Raw genomic sequence first — 16,573 nt, 5'->3', positions numbered from 1 at the left:
GCGCACGTCCTTGACGATCTGCATCAGGAGCCAGCCTTCGGCTTCGGTGAGGTTATGGCCGGTTATCGCATTGAAGGCCTGGACAGTCTTCACCATGCTGCGGGTACCGTCCGGCGCGTCGTACTGCTTGCCGCGCTCGGCCTGCACGTCGATGGCGGCCTGCAGGAAATCAGTGGATTTCTTCACTTCGATCAGGTCGGTCATCCCAGCACCTCGCCAGGCACATCAAAGAACCCCAGGCGTCCCTTCATCGGGACGAACGGCAGCGGTTTCGGATCGCGCAGCACGAACCCTTTCTCACCCATGTACCAGGGCGATTCGCTGTGATCGACGCTGTCGACAAGCTCAACTGAGCCGATGATTCCGCCTCGCAACAGGTTGTCAGCCGGCACCGGGAATGGCGGCTTGATCCCCCTTTGGGTCATGAAATCAAATGCCGAAAGAAACTCACGACGGGTCATGCCGGCGGCGGCGTGCACCAAGAAACGGCCTCGGAATTTCGTGTGCCAGGTTCGATTCTCGATGTCCTTCCTGCCACTGATGATCAGCCAGGCCCAAGGCTGGCGAATTGAAAGTGCCTTCACAGCGAATACCTCTCTTCACTCCATGGCGCAGGCGCACCTGCAGGTGTTGGTCCGTTCTGCTGTTCGTGCGGGGAGAGCTGGCGCTCGTTGCCGACCTGGATAGCTGCGCACTTCAAGCTGCGCGTCTGGTGAGTTGCCACCATGTGGCCAAAGATCATGCTGCCAATGGCTACCAGAAAAATTCCGATGGCGGTCTTCACGATTTCTTCTCCATTTGATTTTGGCAGGCCAGGCAGGTGACCTTCTTTGCCTCATTGGTGAACTGAGTCGCTTTGACCAGTCGGCCGCACTTCACTTCGATGAGCCCGAGCATTGCCATGCGGGACCACATATGGACTTTTTTCATTGGCGGAATCCTTGGCTTGCGCTGGCGCCGGTGGCCAGCAGCGCGAGGAGGAGGGCGAGGCGGGTCATGGCTTGAGCGCCTCCATGCCAAGGTCGATCGCGCGGTCTAGCGCATCATTGGCGAGAATATCCTCATGCTCGGCGTAGCCGCAGATGATGGGCGGCATGCTGTATTCGCTGCCCAGGTCTTCCTGGCCGTCAGGATCGCGCAGCCAGCGATACCGCTCTGCGTCAGTTCGGAGGGTGCGGACTTCTGCAATCAGAGCCAGCATGACGGCAGGGTCAGCAAGAACCAGGTAGCGCTCATCTGTTCCAAGCAGATCGGCGTCTTCGACCATTCCCTTCCAGCCGTGGGAGCGGATCACATCCTCGGCAGCGGCCTTGGCGGCGACATGCAGAGCGTCCAGATCGATGGAGTCGAGGGCGGTTTTTTCTATAGGCACGGTCGTTCCTTGGCCGCCATATCGCGGCAGTGAATAGAGGGGAGAGGGGTTACAGCTGGGATGGATTACTGCGAAATCTGTACAGCAGGTCCGATATCGTCACGGCTGTATAGGTTTTTGACCCGTTGGTCAGACGAGTTGGCCAGGGCGGTCCATCTATCGGTCCAGATGCTTCATGGGGGCTGATATGGAGACAGCTATGCGAACCAGAGGAAAGAAATACTGGGAATGGGCCGATGCCCATCTTCACTGCAGAACGCATGAGGAGGTGCTGTCTGATGGCACCATCCTTGATATCCAGGCTCGGCTTTCAAGGTGCGGAGCCACTCAAATGTTCATCGGTGTCTATGACTCTTCCGGCAAGGCGATCAAAGAAGAGGCTTACGCCAAGCGCCCGGGAGAGACCATTACGCGCGCCCTGGCCTGGGGAGTAGAGCGAGCTAGGCGTATCGCTTCGAAGGGCTCATCCGCGGTTGCGTAGAGCCATCGCACAAAGGGCTGGCTACTGTCGGCCCTTCACTCGGTGGAGTACAAATGTTCTCTTGCTTGGCAATGACCTTAAGGCAGGTCTTGCAGGTGACTTCGGATTTGAACCTAGCCGACTCCCACTCCTCGCCGTCGCGGTTGCCGCGGCCAACGCCGCACGCTGAGAAGTGCTCGTCGTCATTGCCGTCGTGGTCGTAGTCGATGTGGGCAGCCCAGTGGATTTTCATGGCTTGCCCTGCGACTTAAGTGCAAGGCCCTTCACCGTCTCGCTGTAGATGAACTTGATCTTGTCCCATGGGATCACGTGGCGCTGGCCGTACTCACCTTCTCCATCGCAGATCTCGCAGTCTTCCGCCGGCTCGTCCAGCTCGAGGCATTCTGGGCATTCACGGGTGACTTCCAGCTTGAACTCACCGAGCAACAGGGCCTTGGCGCCGTTCTCGGCTGTGAGCCGCCTGGGCATGAGGCAGTAGCCATCAGGGATCGAGCGGGCGGCGCGCTCGGCTCTCGCATTCCACAGCTCGACCGCCTTGTCGCGGCCTGGCTGCCCCTCACCTTCATCCTGCGCCACGCCCACCGGGCCACGGGCCAGGCAAGCCTCATGCGGCCCGGTCAGGCCTTGGCAGATCACCACTGAAGCATCGCTGTCTAGGCGCTCGATGAGGAAGTCCTGCTGACCGCAGAAGGGGCAGGGAAGCAGCTCGCTGACCATCTCGGTATTGCTGGATCGGTTTTCTGTGGGCATGGGGATACCTCTACGATAGAGTTTGCTGAACTACCTGGGGGGATTGAGAGTGACCTTGCGCACAACCGAAGCGGTCCGCTGCAAATGTGGCCATGAGGGTGACATCCGCCTGGCCGAGAACGACAACCGCTCAGCGGCAAGCGAGTGCTACACGCCTGTTGGGTTGAGCGGATCCCGCGTGCACTTCGACCGCTTTGCTGATTGGCCGGAAGTGTTCGAACGTATCGGGCTTCGTTGCCCTGCCTGCAAAACGAAGCTGCTTCCGGAAGACATAGTCAAGCAGCCTTGAGCAGCGCTTCAATGACTCGCTGCCCAGCCAGTGGCGGCACCGCGTTGCCCGCCATGTGCATCGTCAGCCGGTGGTTGTCCGGCCGCAGGGTGTCGGCTGGGAATGACATGGCGGCCAGGGCCTCGTTGGCGCTGAGCATCCGCATGCGGTCGCCATCGACCAGTGCCCAGCGGTCCAGGGTGGTGATGGTGCCGATCGGCCGGCTGATGTCTCGGCCGGTGGTGCCGGAGCCCTTGCCATAGTAGGGCATGATGAATCGGTCGCCGAAGCGCTGACGCCCGTTGCCCACTCGGTCAAGCGTTGCCTGAGCTCGGCCTGGCTTCTCGATCTGCGACCAGCGCCCGGCGTCGAAGTCGAGGAAGCTGCTGGCCGGCACGTGCTCGCACTGCTGCAACTGGAGCTGTATTGGTGCCTTGCTCTTTGTGCAGATCAGGAACAGGCGTACTCGATGTTGAGGCACGCCGAGGTCGGCGCAATCGACAATGTGCGGCGCGACCTGGTAGCCAAGGCGCTGCATCGCATCCACCCAGCTGGGGTAGAGCACCCAGTTCACGAACTCGGGCACGTTCTCGATCACCCAGGCTTCCTGCTGCAGAACTTCGGCCGCTGCCGGCACCGCCCATGCCGTGGATCTCGATGCATCATGCTCCGGGTTGCCATTCTTCTTGCCGCGGGCCTTTGCGTGGCCCTGGCAGCACGGGGAGGCGATGCCGATGTCGGTGCGAGGAACCGCCGCCCAGTTGGCCTGGTGCAGGTCCTGGCACACGTGGTCGGTGTCTTGATGATTGGCTGCGTGCCACTTCACGGCCTCAGGCCAATGGTTTGCCGCCCAGAGAACCTGGACGCCTGCGGCGCGCGCGCCGGTGCTCCATCCGCCTAGGCCGGCGAACAGGTCGATTGCTGTTGTCATGGTGATTTCCGTGTCAGGCGGCTTTGTGCATCTCTGGTTTCCAGTCCGCCCAGCCGATAACGGGCATCTTGGTCTTGGGGCTGATGATCGTGCGGCCTTTCTCGTCGAGCAGGGCTGCCTTGCAGCGGATACGCAGGTCGCGGCACGCCCCGGCGCGCTTGGCCAGCTCGATGAACTGCTGAGCATGCTGCGGGGTATCGAAGAGGGCGCTGAGCTGCTTCACCTTCTCGCCGGCCATGATGGCGTCGGCGTTTCGCTGCACGGCCTCAGTCCATTCGGTGAGGGTCAGCTCTATGGGGGGGCAATTCACCTTGCCGCTCGGCCTGGTGTTCTTGGTCTGCTTCCTGGCATCGGCAAGCGCTTGGCTCGCGGTCATGCCGAACACTGCGAATGTGCTCATGTTCTACTCCAGGCAATCCAGGGCCTTCTGGAGCAGCTGCCCCACCGAAAGCTCACGGTCATCAGGGTCGAGTGCGCGCCGGATCCAGCGACAGGCATCCTCGGCGTTGTCGCGCAGCTCGTCAGCATCTCGCGACTCGTCGTCGAGCTGGCTTTCCAGTCTGCGGATGTCCTCGCGCAGCTCCTCAGCCGCGGCACTGGGGTCGAGGCCTTGCTCGGTGATTCGGCGCGCAAGCTCCACTGCGGCGCCCGGCTCGAGCGCGGCGTAGTGCAGAAGCTCATCTTCTTTCAGGGCATTCACTGGGATGCTCACGGCAATCTCCATTGCAGGCGCCGCCCTCGCCGGGGTGGCGTGATTCGTTGAAGTGGGGAGGGCGCTGGCGGGCAGCGCCGCAGGGTCAGGCGGCTTTGCGCTGGTTGAGCACCCGCTGACGCGCCGCCTCGTATTCGCTGCTCACGATCTCGACCAGGCCATCGACCTCTTTGCTGTCAGCCTGGCAGCCCAGGTTCATGAAGGCCTTGCCCTCATGCTCGAAGCACACGCCGCCGGCCAGCCAGACGCCACCGGTGTTCACACCGATTGCCGTCCACATCTCGTCCTGGTCGATGCTCGGCGGGCAGTGCTCGGCCCACAGGTCGCGAAGGCGCTGATGCTCGGCCTTCTCGTTTGCCCGAGTCTCCTTGTCGATGCCCTTGGCGTGTTTCGGCGAGGCGCGCAGGGCTCGGTAGCCATACTGATCCGGCCGGCACCAGTGCACATCCAGCGAGGTATGGGCGCTGAGCTTGATCCCGCCGACGTAGCTGCGGGTTCCGCTGAACATCGGCGAGGCGGCACCGCCGAATGCCTGGCCCAGTTTCTCGCGCTGGGCGTTCCAGGCAGCTTTCTTATGGTCCCAGGCGCGCACGGCGGCCAGGACTTTCGGCGAATCGGTCTTGTAGAAGTAGCTCATGGTTTTCTCCATGCATGCGCCGCCCTCCGTGGCCGGATGCGGCATGGTGGTAAATGAGGTTTTGTTCAGGTAATAGTTGGGCTCTAACCATTCGCCCAAGAGGTGAGCAATATGTCGAGCTCGGAAACTGCTCATGAGCTGCTGCTGAATCGCAACGCTTGCTGGGAAGCGCTAGATGAATACTTCCTCAAGAACTATCCGTTCTCCGAAGAGCAGTATCAGGAATACAGGGAGCTCAGCGTCGCTGTTACAAACGCTGAGCAGATGTTCATGGAGCGCTGCAACCCAAGCTGGCGCCCGCCTCATGGGTAGGCTCCTGAGAATCATCTCCAGGGTTTCTTCTCAGCTCCGCCCTGCTGGCCTCTTCGAACTGGCGCGCTAGTTTTGGGGAGATGTAAAAAGCTGGCGCGTCAGGTCGTTCAAGTCGGCGCGCCCGCTCTTCAGGCTCCTGCGCAATCCACGACAAGGCCAGGTCCTGCCAGAGCTCCTGCACCTGGTCGTAGCCATGGCGCTCGATCTCGGCTGCCATGGCGGTCTTGATCCCTTCCGGCATGTTGAAGTGCACCTTCTCGATGCCGAGCTTCGCAGCCTGCTTTTTCTGGCGATCTCGGTAGTCCGCTGAGTGCTTCGCGGCCCCGGTCTTCTGCTCGGCCATGGCCGATTCCTCCCAAGCCGCTGGGCGGCAGATTGATGTGTTGCTGACGCCGGCCGTGCCGGACGCGTGCGGTGATGCGGTTCATGCTTTTCGTTGTGCTCGTTTTTCTGCCGTGGTCGGGAAGTCGATCGCGAACTCGCGAAGGATCCGCCCGAGCTGCTTGTAGGAGATGGCCAAGTGTCGGACCACATCGACACGCCTCATGCCGACATTGCGGAAGGCGATGATCTGCTCGGCCTTGGCCCTGTCCGCCACGGGATCGCTGAGCTTCTTGCCCAGGTTGCCCTTGCCGCGTCGCGGATCGGGCTGGAATTTGAACTGGCCGTCGAAGGCGTATCGAACCAGGCATGCCTGCGACAGGCCGGTGTGGACCATTGCCTCGGCATAGGTCATGCGCCTGGCCAGCTCGCGAACCTGCTCGATGTCCTGCAGCCTTTTTTCCGACCTCTTGTTCACCGGCGTCGCCTTTACGCGCCCTGGCTCAAGATCGCGGTGTACGCGCCGCGGAACGTACTCGCTGGCTGGCAGGCACTGCACTTGGCCGCCATCGAGGAAGAAGCTATCAATGCTCGCATTGAGCTGGGCCAGCACGGCGGCGCGCTGGTCTTGGTGCGTGGCAGTGTTCATTGCAGGGCCCTCTGCTTGCTTGCCGCCCCGGCCTCCATCGCATCGACGAAGCGCAACGCAGCCCGGTAGCTGTAGGCGAAGCCCTGAACAGCGCCGGTGGCGATCTCGACCACGTCCCAGGTATTGCCATGGCCTGAGGCCTGGTAGCGCGGACTGCCTTTCTCAACCTTGGCGCGGGCTTCGTCCCGCACCGCCTGGCTGCGCTCGAGCAGTGCCGCGAGCACGGCGAGTTTCGCCTCGAAGGCGGGATGCATTGCTGTTTGCATAGGGCGTTCCTCGTGGGGAATCAGGCGTGGTATTCGAAGGCCTCGGCCTTGCGAACGATGCGGACTTGGGCGGTGCGCCGCTCGGGCGCTCGGCGGTCGCGGCGGAGCGGGTCGCTGTCGTCGATCACCGCATGCATGGCGATCAGGCCGGCGAGGGCAATGCACAGCGGGCTGATGATCTGTTGTCGCATTGCCTTGGTGACCGCCTCGATGCGCCGGCCGGCCTCCAGCTTGAAGAGCGCGGCCTCAATGCGGTTGGCCACGGTGCCGGGGCTGACCGCCATCTGACGGGCGATTTCCTTTGTGGTGAGGCCTTGGGCCACCCACAGCAATGCTTCGAGCTCACGGGGAGCCAGAGCTTTACCGAGCTGGCCAATCCATGAGCCGCAAGTGATCGTTTCCATGAAGTGTCCTCGGTGGGCTGCATTGGAGAGCCGATCCCGCCTGTCTCCCTAAACACGCTTGTGTAGGGTCGGGAAGGCTCTCCGATGCAGCCTGGTGCTGGGGAAGACCAGGTGATCGGGCAGTTAACGTCAGGCTGACGTGGCGCTGGTTGTTTGATGGCCGGCGGCCAGCTCACCACTGCCCAGGTGACGGGCTTTGCGCTAGGCTGAGCGCTCTCACACAACACAGCCTGCAAAGGAGGGCGAGCTGCATATGCGCAAGCTCAAGCTGAAATACCTACACGACGCTGACGATATGAACCCAACGCACCTAGAGACTGATCAGGCGATCAAGATCGGTGATGCTGTCGAACTGTCGGATGGCTTCTGGTATGGGGTCACGGACATTCGAATTCTGAAGCGAGATATTCAGCTAACGCTGTCGAAATCTTCGCTGACTCCTGAGGAGGCAAAGCTTGTAATGAAGCAGCTATCGTCCGACTGAGCACGATGGTGGCGTACTTCAAGCAGTTGTCTTTATCGATATCCCGGCTGGGATGCATGAGCGCGAGCTTCGTCCTCAGCCCGGGCTCGCCCCGGCATGCCAAGGTCATCAGTGCAGCTTCAATTCTCCCCTCCAGCGTCGGCGCGCTGACCGACGCCCCCGCCACTTGATGCTTACTCTGCATCGCATTTCTCCCGTTGATTTCCCGTCTGGCCCTGTCGCCAAGGCCAGCTAGTGAAATCTGCCGCGACCCGCTACTGGCGTCGGTCGCTGGCTCATGTGCGCCTTGATTACCACCTGGACCTGGCCCAGTTCGCACTCGTCTTGTTCCTCCAGCCGCGGGCCTTTCGGCATTTCTTCCCGCTGGATAACTGGTCTTGGCGCTTTACGCTGCACGCCCAGGGCAGTTGCCACCCCTCTGAACAGTTGAGGCCTGTTCATCGCTGCCTTCGTTGCTGGCCGGTGTTGATCCGGCGATGAACAAAATATAAGTACGCTTATCTTTCGTGTCAATAAGCCTCCTTATAAATTTTCTGATAAGCATGAAAAAGCCCGCTCGCGGCGGGCTGTTCAAGATGGGCGAATGGCTACTTGCGGCGGGGCGATCTGCGCACGGTTGACCACCAGAATACTCGGCCAAGCATGCGAACCTCATCCTGCCACTGCTCGGCTGTCATTACCTCGTCGGGGTACTCATCGTCGTTCTCGCTGCTGATACGGACAGCGCCTTGGGGTAGGCGATAGAGGTACTTGGTCCGCAACAATCCGCCATGGTTGAAGGCGTAGATCTCGCCGTCAATGATCGACGTATCGCTCATGTCGAATCCTATGGCTGCGCCATCTAGGATTAGACGCTCCATGCTTCGACCCTTGACGCGTGCAACTGCAGCGCTTTTCTTGTCGACGCCCGCCGCTCGAAGGGTGGCGCAACTGAACCTCAGCTTGCGGTCAGCGACCTCGACTACTTCTGTCATTCCATTGCCACCAGAAAATTCCACCTCTGCGAAGTAGGGCACTTCGCAGTCATCATCATCAAGCGGATCACCTTCATCCCAGGCGGAGAGCTCTCCAAGCAGCTCCAGCTCGTGCGCTATGGGCTGATTTGCTGGTTGCGAATCGGTCTGGGTCATCTGCCCAACGCCCTCAGCAAGCCAGAGGGGGCTAACCCGGCATACCTGGGCGATCTTGGTGAGGTGGACGCTACGGAGGTTCTTCCCCGTCTCCAGTTGGGAAATGACGGGCTGCTCTACACCGACCTTGTCGGCCAGTGAGCGCTGGGTCAGCTGCGCATGCTTACGCGCTGCCTTGATTCTGTCTGCGAGGGTATCCATGCCCGGGAATCTATAAGGCAACTTATAGGCTTGCAAATAAGGCTCCTTATTCATACAGTATAAGCACGCTTATCAGGAGTTAAATCCATGACCCCCATTGAAAAGCTCGTCGATTTCTTTGGCGGGCAAGCGAAGACCGCAGAGGCGCTCGGCGTTAGCCAGGCAGCGGTTTCCTACTGGTTCACCGGCACCACCACCATGAGCGCAAAGCGGGCATTCCTCGCCGAGGAGCTAACCGGTGGAGTGGTGACAGCTAAGGAGCTTTGCCATCAGGCAGTGAAGCAGTCAGCGGCCTGACGAAGCGAATTATGCGTGACCTGGCCTTGCGCCAGTAGATGACTGAAACACCTGCGAATCCATCCAGTAGTCGAATCGCAGGCGAAAAAAAACCGCCTGGCAGGGCGGCTTCTCTACAACAAACATCGAGGTCGATTATGCACTCTGCAATGGATGCAAGCAACACCGCACCCTTGGCCGTTTCGCACCAGAAAGCCTACCACCAGTCCGCCGCACTCCATGCCGCGCGAATGATTCGCCTCCAATACGCAGCCTCCTCGAAGTCCGCACTCCGTCGCGAGTGTGTCGAGCACCTGCGGGCATCGCTGTGCGGAGGTGAGGCGTGAGCACCGTCACCCCCATCCAATCGAAAAGCGGATTCACCCGAATGGACAACGACCTGTACGAGGCCCTGATCGGGGCTGAGCTGTCAGGCCGCGAGCTTCGTGTCGCCCTGGCAATCCACCGCCAAACCGCTGGCTACAACCTGGAGAGCGCCTGCATTGCGGCGTCCTACATCGCCCAGATGTCAGGCATCCGTCGCGAAGACGTGTCCCGCGCTATTTCCGAGCTGCTCCGTCAGGGCGTGATTTACCGCGATGGCGGCAGCCGCAGCCCGATCGGTTTTTCACCTGTCGGCGAGTGGAAAATCGACAAGAAAAACACCCATCCGAACAAGCCAAAAGAAGTGCCACAGTGTGGCGTTTCCGACACGTCCAATGTGGCGTTTCTACCACACAATAAAGACAGAAATACAAATACTACTCCTGACGGAGTAGTCGTCGTCGCTGAGGGCCAACCAGCTCAGGTAAAACCCGCTCGACAGAAACCGGCGATGGACGCATGCCCATACCAGGCCATTGTCGACCTGTACCACTTGGCTCTGCCTCAGCTCCCAGCCGTGGTGATCCTGAGCGAAGGCCGCAAGCGCGTCCTGCAGGCCCGCTGGAGGGAGAGCGACGTGCATCGCGACCTGGGCTTCTGGGCTGATTACTTCGCCCAGGTGAGTGCATCCAAGTTCTTGACGGGCGGAGTCGAGGGTCGCAATGGCTCCAAGCCTTTCCGCGCCACCTTCGACTGGCTGATCACTCCCTCCAACTTCGTGAAGGTGGTGGAGGGCAATTACCATGCGTGATCCCTACAGCGCCGAAGCCGAACACAGCCTGCTGGGCGCAATGCTCCTGCGCCCTGAGTTGATCGACGTGCTGTCCGATGATCTCTCGGCCGAATCGTTCTACTTCGCCGACAACGCCGACGTGTATCGCGGGATCATGGCGGTGCGCGCCGCTGGCAGCGCTGTCGACTTCCTCACCGTGGCCGACCGCATCGGCGTGCTGACCTCCGGCGACGACGCGCTGGCGTACTGCGCCGAGATCGTGAAGAACACCCCGAGCGTGGCCAACGCCGCGTCGTATGCCGGGATTGTCCGCGAGCGCGCCATCGAGCGGGCGCTCTACGACCTGAGCGAGCGGACACTCGAGATCGCCCAGAGCCAGGGCGATATCCAGGCGAAGATCGCATCGGTGCAGGCGGCGGCCATGGCGATTGACTCCGGCAGTGAGGTCGAGGAGGTCGTGAAGGCCGCCGACCTGATGGCTAGCCAAGTCGAGGTTTGGCAGGAGCGTCACGACAGGCTGTCACGCGGCGAGACCCTGATCGGTCTTTCTACCGGCCTGGATGACCTGGACGAGAAGCTGGGCGGCCTGCAGCCCGAGCAACTGATCGTCGTCGCCGGGCGCCCAGGCATGGGCAAAACAACTCTGGGCATGGGGTTTGCCCTCGACGCCGCCGTGCGCCAGAACAAATCGGCGCTGGTGGTCAGCCTGGAGATGAGCAAAAGCCAGCTCATCGACCGCGCCGTGGCCTCGGAAGGGCGTGTCCCGCTCAACCTGATCAAGAACGGTTCTGCCTGCCAGTCCCATGCGACTGAACTCGGGCTCGGCGCGCTGAAGGTGCAACAGGCGAACCTGTTCATCGCTGACCGAGCGGGCGCCACCGTTGGGCGAATCCGCTCGCTGGCTCGCCGCCACAAGATGCGCTATGGCCTCGACCTCCTGATGGTCGATTACCTGCAGCTGATGGAAGGCGAGGGCGGCAACCGTACCGAGGAGATCAGCGGCATCAGCCGCGGCTGCAAGCAGATTGCCCGCGAACTGGGTATCCCTGTCGTGCTGCTCAGTCAGCTTTCACGAAAATGCGAGGAGCGTCCCAACAAGCGCCCGGTGCCGTCCGATCTGCGTGAATCTGGGGCCATCGAGCAGGACGCCGACGTGATCCTGTTCGTGTATCGCGACGAGGTCTATCACGAGAACAGCGAATTCAAGGGCGTGGCCGAGATCATCATCGGCAAGGGTCGCGATATCGAAACCGGCACCGTCCGCGCGGCGTTCCTGGGCCAGTACAACCGCTTCGAAAACCTCTCTGCCAGCTGGCAGCCGCCAGCCAAGGCGCCCACGACCAAGGATAGGCCGCTGGCCGCGCGCTATGCCCAAAAGGAGATTCCTGCTTGAGCAAGCACCTACTGCCCCCGCCCGACCTCACCGCTTACCGGTGGGCCCTGTACTGCCGTGGCGACTTGCTCGGCCTGGCCGTTTCGCAGCAACCACCCATTGCGCTCTACCGCGACGAGGCCTCGGCGATTGCCCACGGCCAGCTCATGTGGCCGAGCGCTTACAGCGTCATTGACCTTCATGGAGAAGACAGCCCATGCGGCAGACCAAACTGACCAAGGCCGCGCGCGGTCGGGAGTGCCAGGTGCGCATCCCGGGAGTCTGCAACGGCAACCCCGAAACCACCGTGCTCGCACACTATCGCCTGGCCGGCACCTGCGGCGTTGGCAAGAAGCCGCACGACCTGCAGGGCGCCTGGTGCTGCAGCGCCTGCCATGACGCCTGCGACGGTCGCAGCCGTGCCGTTGATCGTGATACGGCGCGCCAGTACCACGCCGAGGGCGTGATGCGCACCCAGGCCATCCTGCTCAGCGAAGGGGTGCTGGTCGCATGACTTCGGTTATCGCCTTCTCCGACGCCGAGCTGCGACGCCGTGGCGACGACCTGTCCGCCGTGCTGCTGCGCGATCCGCGCTACCCGGGCCTGCGCTTCCGGTTCAGCGAGACCCGCCCGCGTGGCACCTGGTACCTGGTGGTGCGCAAACGCTGGCACCGGATCGGCGCCTACCCCGACCAGTCCGCCAAGGTGGTGTTGGCCGCGCTGCCGGAGATCCGCCAGCGCCTGGCTGCCGATAGCGTGGCCACCGTGTCGGGCTGGGAGCAGGTGGGCGAGCTGCTGGCCTGGTTCGCCGATCGCCTGGAGCGCACCCGCAGCCTGTCGACCAAGCGCAAGGCCACGGCGAAGTCGGCCATCACCCGCCACCTGATCCCGCGCCTGGGTGGCATGGCCCTGGCCGATGTGAGCCGCAGCACCCTGGACCGCGATCTGGTGTGGCCGCTGCAGGAGCAGCTGTCGCTCGAGTACGTGCGACTGGTGTTCGGCCTGCTGGCCGATGCGTTCAAGAAGGCCCAGGCCCTGGGGATGATCGCCACCAACCCGATGGCGGGGATGCGCTTCGGTGACTTCACCAAGGCGCGCATCAAGCCCAAGGCCGCCCGCCTGCGCGCTGAGCAGATCGAGCACCTGCTGACCTTGCTGGCCGAGGCCAACGCCCAGGCCCCCGCCGATGCCATGCTCGCCCTGCTGATGCTGTGCCATGGCAACCGTGTCGGCGAGACCCGCATGGCGCAGTGGCCGCACATCAGCCTGGCCGCCCGCCGCTGGTACCTGCCTGCAGAAAACACCAAGACCCGGGTGGAGCACTCGCTGCCGCTGACCGATCAGGTGTGCGCATTGCTGAGCGGGTACCGCGAGTTCCAGCAGGCCCAGGGCTACACCGGCCGCTTCCTGTTCCCGGGCAGGTCCGGCCGCTGCCTGAGCGAGAAGCAGGCCGCCGAGGTGTTCACCCGCCTGGGGCAGGGCGAGTGGACCAGTCACGACCTGCGCAAGCTGGCACGGGGCTGCTGGGCAGACCAGGGCATCGACTTCCTGATCGGCGAGCTGCTGATCAACCACGCCATGGGCCACAACGTGCAGGTGTACATCCAGACCACCGCCGAGGAGCGCAAGCGCGACGCCCTGGAGCAGTGGCATGCGTTTCTCGACAGCAAGGGTTTCGAGCGCATCCACGGGAAGAAGGAGGCTAGAAACGCAGATTCGGGTAATGGCCCGCAAGCCACGCAGGGCAAGGGCTGCGACGGGATTCAGGAAACAACCATAGGCGAGGATTCGAAACGATGAGAAAGAGCCACGGCCCGGCCATCAAGAAGCCGGTGATCGACCTGGCTCAGTGCCCTTTGTGCCGTGGGAGAGCGGTCATCAAGGGCGTGTTTTACGAACTGCCATGCGACCACTGCAACGCCTCCGGGTGGGTGGCGGCTGCAACTGGCGAGGCCCTGGCCCTGGATGAACTGGTGACCCAGCTCAGCATGAGGCTGCAGGCCGCAACACGGCAGATCGAACAGTTGAAAAGACCTCAGGCCGGCGGGCCGGAGGCGGGATATCAGGGAAGCAACCGGCGCGGCGCCGGCGGCACCAACTACACCGGGGATTGAGGGGAAGGACATGGTTTACAGCAGCGTATCGGGTGCAGTAGTTGCCGCTCTGGCGGCGGGCGAGAAGGGATCGGCGAAGGCCCAGGCCTGGCAGAAGCTTTACAAGTCGGCAGAGGAGGAGGGTGGTTGCCTGGCGTCACTGGGTGGCCGCTCTGGCGGTATCGACCGCACCCAGGTCGATTACTGGCTGTCGGCCCGCCTGCACCACATGCTCAAGGGGCGGCACTGGGATGCATTGGTCGCCAAATACAGCACCAACAAGGCGAAGAAGGTTCAGGCGATTACGCTGGTCCGGCCACTGATCGCGAGCCCGGCGCCGACACTCTTCATCTACAAGGCTGTCACTGCCTGGGCCATTCCGAAGCTCAAGGGAGCGCGTCGCAAGGCCCCGCAATCTGTTTCGGTGAACATCCCGCTGGATGCCTCGCCATGGCGCCGCGAGGCCACCGTGAATGCTGCGGTCGCCGCCGGCCATGCCGCAAAGAAGCGCATCGAGGCGCTCGAAGAGGATGTGATTATCCTGCCGGACAGCTTCTACGACATGAACACCTGGGATCTCGATGCCACGCCCGAGCCGACGCGCCGACGCTGGAGGCAAGGTATCAACGAGAAGCTCGACGGCATGATCGACGACGCCCTGGCGGAGGTGCGGGTGATTTTGGAGGCAGAAGGGCTGCTGATGAGTGAGGCCGCATGATTGCCTGTTGACATCAGTGAGCGACTGAGCGAAATTATCCCCATCCTGTCATTCCTGCGCGTGTTGAGGAGTGACCACCGAAAGCCCGGCCACTGTGTCGGGCTTTTGCGTTTTCGGGCCTCTCGAATTCAGCAAAGACTGATAGCATTCCGATCTCACTTATTCACCAGAGAGCAAAAGGAATGTTTGCGCGAACTGCTGCAATTGGCCTGCTGATGGTCCCGCTCATTGCGAGCGCTGCACAAAAAACGGAGTACCTGATCCCAGAAGACTGGGAGGCGAATAAGTCGACAGCTGCAAAGGAAACCTCTTTGGACCTGACGCCGAAGTCGTTCCAGTCCGGGATGAGCAAGCATCTAAAGGAGATCCCGCAGTGTGCCGGCGCCAAGCTTGGCAAGGGCGAGCTGATCAAGGATGGAAAGGTGGTTTACCAGACGCTCAAATTGAACGGCGCCGGCCTTGATATCATCCTTGACGTGGACTCGAAGGGCAAAATCTCCAATGCCAAGTTCACGGGGCCGGAAGGCCCTAAGAATGACCCCCAGTTGCGGGTGATGATGTGCTCGACTTACGCCGTCATGCGCACTCTCCAGCCTCAGTACGAAACGCCTGAGCAGGCGCAGCGAAACATGAGTCATTTGTGGAAGTCTGCGGTTTCCAAGCCCTTCACCAAGGCGTTTTACTTCAACACCATCAAGGCCCAGTCCGTTCCGTTCGAGATGAACGTTTACTGAGGCAGATTGACACCACAAACCCCGCTTCGGCGGGGTTTTTCATTTTGCGCTCCCAGCAACGGGAGGAATCGAGATGCCGAACATGCCCGAGAAGGATCCTGGCCTGTGGGCCGTAGTAATTGCCTGGTTGTTCGCTCACCAGCCCCAGCTGTACGCCGCCGGCCTGTCCGTCGCGATCGCTGTTCTCCGGGTTGTGTATGGAGGCGGCGACCGACGGCAGATGTACTTGGAAGGCGCCTTGTGCGGCCTTGTGACGCTGTCACTCGTCCCGCTGCTGGAGTGGCTTGGATTGCCCCAGAGCATGGCGACCTTTGCTGGCGGAGCTGTTGGCTTCCTTGGAGTCGAGAAGGTGCGCGGTTACTACGAGCGCGCCGCGTCTCGTCGAGTTGAAAGCTGATGGCCAGGCTAAAAACGCTGACCTGCCGCCTCAAGGACGCATCGGGCTCTCGGGTCAAGGTGGTCACGCCTGGCAGTTGGCGCAGTGGCAAGACCAGCACCGAGCGCGGCTACGGGTACAAGTGGCAGCAGGCGCGAGAGCGCTACCTGCGCGACCACCCGCTCTGCGTCTACTGCGAACGCCATGGCCGCACCGTCGCCGCCACGGTCGTTGACCACGTCACACCACACCGCGGCGATCAGGATCTGTTCTGGCGCCAGAGCAACTGGCAGGCCCTCTGCAAGCACTGCCACGACTCGGTCAAGCAGGCCGAGGAGGCTGCCGGGCTGGCCTGATGCACGCCAACTACGTGCCGCAAGGGGAGGGGGGGGGTAAAAACCTCAGGCCTTCCACGCTTCTAGACCACTCGCCCTCCCACGCGCACATTTTTTCCCGTTTCTGGAAAAGTTAACCATGGCTTTAACCGACAAGAAGCGGCGGTTTGTTGACGCTTTGCTGTCGGGGGCCACAAATCGCGAAGCGGCGATAGCTGCCGGATATTCCGAGAAGACCGCGTCGCAAGCGGGCTCCAAGCTTGCTAAAGATCCCGATGTCCTCGCGGAGGTGGGGCGCCGGCTCAAGCAAAAGCAGGAGGCCAGCGTTGAGGTTAAACCTGGTCGAAAAGTTAAAGGTGACGACCCCGCTCAGGATGAGCAGGGCGATGTAGTGCTCACCCACACCGACGACCCACGGGCGTTCCTCACCGAGCTGATGAACGCTGATGGGGCCGATCTGCGCATGCGCTTGGAGGCGGCCAAAACGCTGATGCCTTATTTGCACGGCAAGGTCGCCGACCAAGGCAAGAAAGAGCAGAAGGCCGAGGCCGCCAAGGAGGCGGGGAAGGGCAAGTATTCCCAGGGCAAGCCGCCAGCTGGCAAGCCATCACTCAGTATGGTCAAGGGGTAAGCC

28 protein-coding genes are annotated in these 16,573 nt (G+C 61.8%); 13 read left to right on the top strand and 15 right to left on the bottom strand.

Features of this window, described 5'->3' with window-relative positions; translation table 11 throughout:
- From DM373_RS22160 to DM373_RS29290, 5 genes are all read right to left on the bottom strand, one after another.
- Nucleotides 1-204, bottom strand: a 204-nt coding sequence (locus DM373_RS22160; protein ID WP_244215117.1) for a hypothetical protein, incomplete at its 3' end; no start/stop codon positions are given.
- Nucleotides 201-584 carry an ASCH domain-containing protein gene (locus DM373_RS22155; RefSeq protein ID WP_110995612.1) on the bottom strand — a complete coding sequence of 128 codons (384 nt, stop codon included), beginning with the start codon at nt 582-584 and terminating at the stop codon, nt 201-203. The genes DM373_RS22155 and DM373_RS22160, both read right to left, overlap by 4 nt.
- On the bottom strand, nt 581-784 hold the full coding sequence (locus DM373_RS22150) for a hypothetical protein (RefSeq protein ID WP_110995611.1): 204 nt from the start codon (nt 782-784) through the stop codon (nt 581-583). Before DM373_RS22150 ends, DM373_RS22155 begins: the two co-directional genes overlap by 4 nt.
- The gene (locus tag DM373_RS28830; RefSeq protein ID WP_157966876.1) at nt 781-930 is read right to left on the bottom strand and encodes a hypothetical protein; all 150 of its coding nucleotides are present in this window, start codon (nt 928-930) and stop codon (nt 781-783) included. The genes DM373_RS22150 and DM373_RS28830 overlap by 4 nt, the downstream gene beginning before the upstream one ends.
- Before the next feature lie 64 nt (nt 931-994).
- Entirely contained in the window at nt 995-1,372 is a 378-nt protein-coding gene (locus DM373_RS29290) for a hypothetical protein (RefSeq protein WP_244215116.1), read from the bottom strand.
- 199 nt (nt 1,373-1,571) lie between these two features.
- On the opposite strand from DM373_RS29290, the gene DM373_RS29285 reads away from it, so the two are divergent.
- Nucleotides 1,572-1,853 carry a hypothetical protein gene (locus DM373_RS29285; protein ID WP_110995610.1) on the top strand — a complete coding sequence of 94 codons (282 nt, stop codon included), beginning with the start codon at nt 1,572-1,574 and terminating at the stop codon, nt 1,851-1,853.
- Between the two features lie 228 nt (nt 1,854-2,081).
- Here DM373_RS29285 and DM373_RS22135 read toward each other — a convergent pair whose 3' ends face one another.
- From DM373_RS22135 to DM373_RS22095, 9 genes are all read right to left on the bottom strand, one after another.
- Nucleotides 2,082-2,603 (bottom strand): Lar family restriction alleviation protein, encoded by a 522-nt coding sequence (locus DM373_RS22135; RefSeq protein ID WP_110995609.1) that lies wholly within the window; start codon nt 2,601-2,603, stop codon nt 2,082-2,084.
- 275 nt (nt 2,604-2,878) lie between these two features.
- Nucleotides 2,879-3,802, bottom strand: a complete 924-nt coding sequence (locus tag DM373_RS22130; RefSeq protein WP_110995608.1) for a DNA cytosine methyltransferase — start codon at nt 3,800-3,802, stop codon at nt 2,879-2,881.
- 13 nt (nt 3,803-3,815) lie between these two features.
- A complete protein-coding gene (locus tag DM373_RS22125; protein WP_110995607.1) occupies nt 3,816-4,202 on the bottom strand; it encodes a hypothetical protein in 387 nt (128 codons plus the stop codon).
- Nucleotides 4,203-4,205: 3 nt separating this feature from the next.
- The gene (locus tag DM373_RS22120) at nt 4,206-4,514 is read right to left on the bottom strand and encodes a hypothetical protein (RefSeq protein ID WP_110995618.1); all 309 of its coding nucleotides are present in this window, start codon (nt 4,512-4,514) and stop codon (nt 4,206-4,208) included.
- 85 nt (nt 4,515-4,599) lie between these two features.
- Nucleotides 4,600-5,151 carry a hypothetical protein gene (locus DM373_RS22115; protein ID WP_244215115.1) on the bottom strand — a complete coding sequence of 184 codons (552 nt, stop codon included), beginning with the start codon at nt 5,149-5,151 and terminating at the stop codon, nt 4,600-4,602.
- Nucleotides 5,152-5,419: 268 nt separating this feature from the next.
- Entirely contained in the window at nt 5,420-5,806 is a 387-nt protein-coding gene (locus tag DM373_RS22110) for a hypothetical protein (protein ID WP_110995605.1), read from the bottom strand.
- A gap of 81 nt (nt 5,807-5,887) precedes the next feature.
- Nucleotides 5,888-6,433 carry a hypothetical protein gene (locus tag DM373_RS22105; RefSeq protein ID WP_110995604.1) on the bottom strand — a complete coding sequence of 182 codons (546 nt, stop codon included), beginning with the start codon at nt 6,431-6,433 and terminating at the stop codon, nt 5,888-5,890.
- A complete protein-coding gene (locus tag DM373_RS22100; protein WP_110995603.1) occupies nt 6,430-6,699 on the bottom strand; it encodes a hypothetical protein in 270 nt (89 codons plus the stop codon). The genes DM373_RS22105 and DM373_RS22100 overlap by 4 nt, the downstream gene beginning before the upstream one ends.
- A 20-nt stretch (nt 6,700-6,719) precedes the next feature.
- Nucleotides 6,720-7,103 carry a response regulator transcription factor gene (locus DM373_RS22095; protein WP_110995602.1) on the bottom strand — a complete coding sequence of 128 codons (384 nt, stop codon included), beginning with the start codon at nt 7,101-7,103 and terminating at the stop codon, nt 6,720-6,722.
- Between the two features lie 253 nt (nt 7,104-7,356).
- Between DM373_RS22095 and DM373_RS22090 the strand changes: the two genes are divergently transcribed.
- Nucleotides 7,357-7,587, top strand: a complete 231-nt coding sequence (locus DM373_RS22090; protein WP_110995601.1) for a hypothetical protein — start codon at nt 7,357-7,359, stop codon at nt 7,585-7,587.
- Nucleotides 7,588-8,174: 587 nt separating this feature from the next.
- On the opposite strand, the gene DM373_RS22080 is transcribed toward DM373_RS22090, so the two are convergent.
- Nucleotides 8,175-8,918 (bottom strand): XRE family transcriptional regulator, encoded by a 744-nt coding sequence (locus tag DM373_RS22080; RefSeq protein WP_244215114.1) that lies wholly within the window; start codon nt 8,916-8,918, stop codon nt 8,175-8,177.
- A gap of 87 nt (nt 8,919-9,005) precedes the next feature.
- Between DM373_RS22080 and DM373_RS22075 the strand changes: the two genes are divergently transcribed.
- The 11 genes from DM373_RS22075 to DM373_RS22020 all read left to right on the top strand — a co-directional run bounded on the left by DM373_RS22075 (nt 9,006) and on the right by DM373_RS22020 (nt 16,570).
- Nucleotides 9,006-9,215, top strand: coding sequence for a transcriptional regulator (locus DM373_RS22075; RefSeq protein ID WP_110995598.1), 210 nt, complete (start codon nt 9,006-9,008; stop codon nt 9,213-9,215).
- Between the two features lie 322 nt (nt 9,216-9,537).
- On the top strand, nt 9,538-10,329 hold the full coding sequence (locus tag DM373_RS22070) for a replication protein (RefSeq protein ID WP_244215113.1): 792 nt from the start codon (nt 9,538-9,540) through the stop codon (nt 10,327-10,329).
- Nucleotides 10,322-11,704: a replicative DNA helicase gene (gene dnaB / locus DM373_RS22065; protein ID WP_110995596.1), complete on the top strand. Its 1,383-nt coding sequence runs from the start codon at nt 10,322-10,324 to the stop codon at nt 11,702-11,704. The genes DM373_RS22070 and dnaB overlap by 8 nt, the downstream gene beginning before the upstream one ends.
- A 196-nt stretch (nt 11,705-11,900) precedes the next feature.
- Nucleotides 11,901-12,197 (top strand): DUF1364 domain-containing protein, encoded by a 297-nt coding sequence (locus tag DM373_RS22055; RefSeq protein WP_110995594.1) that lies wholly within the window; start codon nt 11,901-11,903, stop codon nt 12,195-12,197.
- Nucleotides 12,194-13,483, top strand: coding sequence for a tyrosine-type recombinase/integrase (locus DM373_RS22050; RefSeq protein WP_110995593.1), 1,290 nt, complete (start codon nt 12,194-12,196; stop codon nt 13,481-13,483). The genes DM373_RS22055 and DM373_RS22050 overlap by 4 nt, the downstream gene beginning before the upstream one ends.
- Complete coding sequence (locus DM373_RS22045) at nt 13,480-13,797, top strand: hypothetical protein (RefSeq protein WP_110995592.1); 318 nt, start codon at nt 13,480-13,482, stop codon at nt 13,795-13,797. Before DM373_RS22050 ends, DM373_RS22045 begins: the two co-directional genes overlap by 4 nt.
- 10 nt (nt 13,798-13,807) lie before the next feature.
- Nucleotides 13,808-14,494, top strand: a complete 687-nt coding sequence (locus DM373_RS22040; RefSeq protein WP_110995591.1) for a hypothetical protein — start codon at nt 13,808-13,810, stop codon at nt 14,492-14,494.
- A 182-nt stretch (nt 14,495-14,676) separates the two neighbouring features.
- Nucleotides 14,677-15,228 (top strand): hypothetical protein, encoded by a 552-nt coding sequence (locus DM373_RS22035; protein WP_157966875.1) that lies wholly within the window; start codon nt 14,677-14,679, stop codon nt 15,226-15,228.
- Nucleotides 15,229-15,301: 73 nt separating this feature from the next.
- Nucleotides 15,302-15,625, top strand: coding sequence for a phage holin, lambda family (locus tag DM373_RS22030; RefSeq protein WP_110995589.1), 324 nt, complete (start codon nt 15,302-15,304; stop codon nt 15,623-15,625).
- A complete protein-coding gene (locus DM373_RS22025; protein WP_110995588.1) occupies nt 15,625-15,960 on the top strand; it encodes an HNH endonuclease in 336 nt (111 codons plus the stop codon). Before DM373_RS22030 ends, DM373_RS22025 begins: the two co-directional genes overlap by 1 nt.
- Nucleotides 15,961-16,078: 118 nt before the next feature.
- Nucleotides 16,079-16,570, top strand: a complete 492-nt coding sequence (locus DM373_RS22020; RefSeq protein ID WP_110995587.1) for a terminase small subunit — start codon at nt 16,079-16,081, stop codon at nt 16,568-16,570.
- The last annotated feature ends 3 nt before the right edge of the window (nt 16,571-16,573 follow it).

Source organism: Pseudomonas sichuanensis, assembly GCF_003231305.1.
Classification (GTDB): Bacteria; Pseudomonadota; Gammaproteobacteria; order Pseudomonadales; family Pseudomonadaceae; genus Aquipseudomonas; species Aquipseudomonas sichuanensis.
This window is presented reverse-complemented; position numbering and strand designations above follow the sequence as displayed.

What these genes read in the sequence shown, in the direction of transcription:
- DM373_RS22040 (WP_110995591.1), top strand. Translation starts at nt 13,808, where the DNA reads ATGGTTTACAGCAGCGTATCGGGTGCAGTAGTTGCCGCTCTGGCGGCG.
- DM373_RS22080 (WP_244215114.1), bottom strand. Translation starts at nt 8,918, where the DNA reads ATGGATACCCTCGCAGACAGAATCAAGGCAGCGCGTAAGCATGCGCAG.
- DM373_RS22025 (WP_110995588.1), top strand. Translation starts at nt 15,625, where the DNA reads ATGGCCAGGCTAAAAACGCTGACCTGCCGCCTCAAGGACGCATCGGGC.
- DM373_RS22030 (WP_110995589.1), top strand. Translation starts at nt 15,302, where the DNA reads ATGCCGAACATGCCCGAGAAGGATCCTGGCCTGTGGGCCGTAGTAATT.
- DM373_RS22100 (WP_110995603.1), bottom strand. Translation starts at nt 6,699, where the DNA reads ATGCAAACAGCAATGCATCCCGCCTTCGAGGCGAAACTCGCCGTGCTC.
- DM373_RS28830 (WP_157966876.1), bottom strand. Translation starts at nt 930, where the DNA reads ATGAAAAAAGTCCATATGTGGTCCCGCATGGCAATGCTCGGGCTCATC.
- DM373_RS22135 (WP_110995609.1), bottom strand. Translation starts at nt 2,603, where the DNA reads ATGCCCACAGAAAACCGATCCAGCAATACCGAGATGGTCAGCGAGCTG.
- DM373_RS22045 (WP_110995592.1), top strand. Translation starts at nt 13,480, where the DNA reads ATGAGAAAGAGCCACGGCCCGGCCATCAAGAAGCCGGTGATCGACCTG.
- DM373_RS22035 (WP_157966875.1), top strand. Translation starts at nt 14,677, where the DNA reads ATGTTTGCGCGAACTGCTGCAATTGGCCTGCTGATGGTCCCGCTCATT.
- DM373_RS22115 (WP_244215115.1), bottom strand. Translation starts at nt 5,151, where the DNA reads ATGAGCTACTTCTACAAGACCGATTCGCCGAAAGTCCTGGCCGCCGTG.
- DM373_RS22090 (WP_110995601.1), top strand. Translation starts at nt 7,357, where the DNA reads ATGCGCAAGCTCAAGCTGAAATACCTACACGACGCTGACGATATGAAC.
- DM373_RS22050 (WP_110995593.1), top strand. Translation starts at nt 12,194, where the DNA reads ATGACTTCGGTTATCGCCTTCTCCGACGCCGAGCTGCGACGCCGTGGC.
- DM373_RS22125 (WP_110995607.1), bottom strand. Translation starts at nt 4,202, where the DNA reads ATGAGCACATTCGCAGTGTTCGGCATGACCGCGAGCCAAGCGCTTGCC.
- DM373_RS29285 (WP_110995610.1), top strand. Translation starts at nt 1,572, where the DNA reads ATGCGAACCAGAGGAAAGAAATACTGGGAATGGGCCGATGCCCATCTT.
- DM373_RS22075 (WP_110995598.1), top strand. Translation starts at nt 9,006, where the DNA reads ATGACCCCCATTGAAAAGCTCGTCGATTTCTTTGGCGGGCAAGCGAAG.
- DM373_RS22095 (WP_110995602.1), bottom strand. Translation starts at nt 7,103, where the DNA reads ATGGAAACGATCACTTGCGGCTCATGGATTGGCCAGCTCGGTAAAGCT.
- DM373_RS22055 (WP_110995594.1), top strand. Translation starts at nt 11,901, where the DNA reads ATGCGGCAGACCAAACTGACCAAGGCCGCGCGCGGTCGGGAGTGCCAG.
- DM373_RS22110 (WP_110995605.1), bottom strand. Translation starts at nt 5,806, where the DNA reads ATGGCCGAGCAGAAGACCGGGGCCGCGAAGCACTCAGCGGACTACCGA.
- dnaB (WP_110995596.1), top strand. Translation starts at nt 10,322, where the DNA reads ATGCGTGATCCCTACAGCGCCGAAGCCGAACACAGCCTGCTGGGCGCA.
- DM373_RS22020 (WP_110995587.1), top strand. Translation starts at nt 16,079, where the DNA reads ATGGCTTTAACCGACAAGAAGCGGCGGTTTGTTGACGCTTTGCTGTCG.
- DM373_RS22130 (WP_110995608.1), bottom strand. Translation starts at nt 3,802, where the DNA reads ATGACAACAGCAATCGACCTGTTCGCCGGCCTAGGCGGATGGAGCACC.
- DM373_RS22105 (WP_110995604.1), bottom strand. Translation starts at nt 6,433, where the DNA reads ATGAACACTGCCACGCACCAAGACCAGCGCGCCGCCGTGCTGGCCCAG.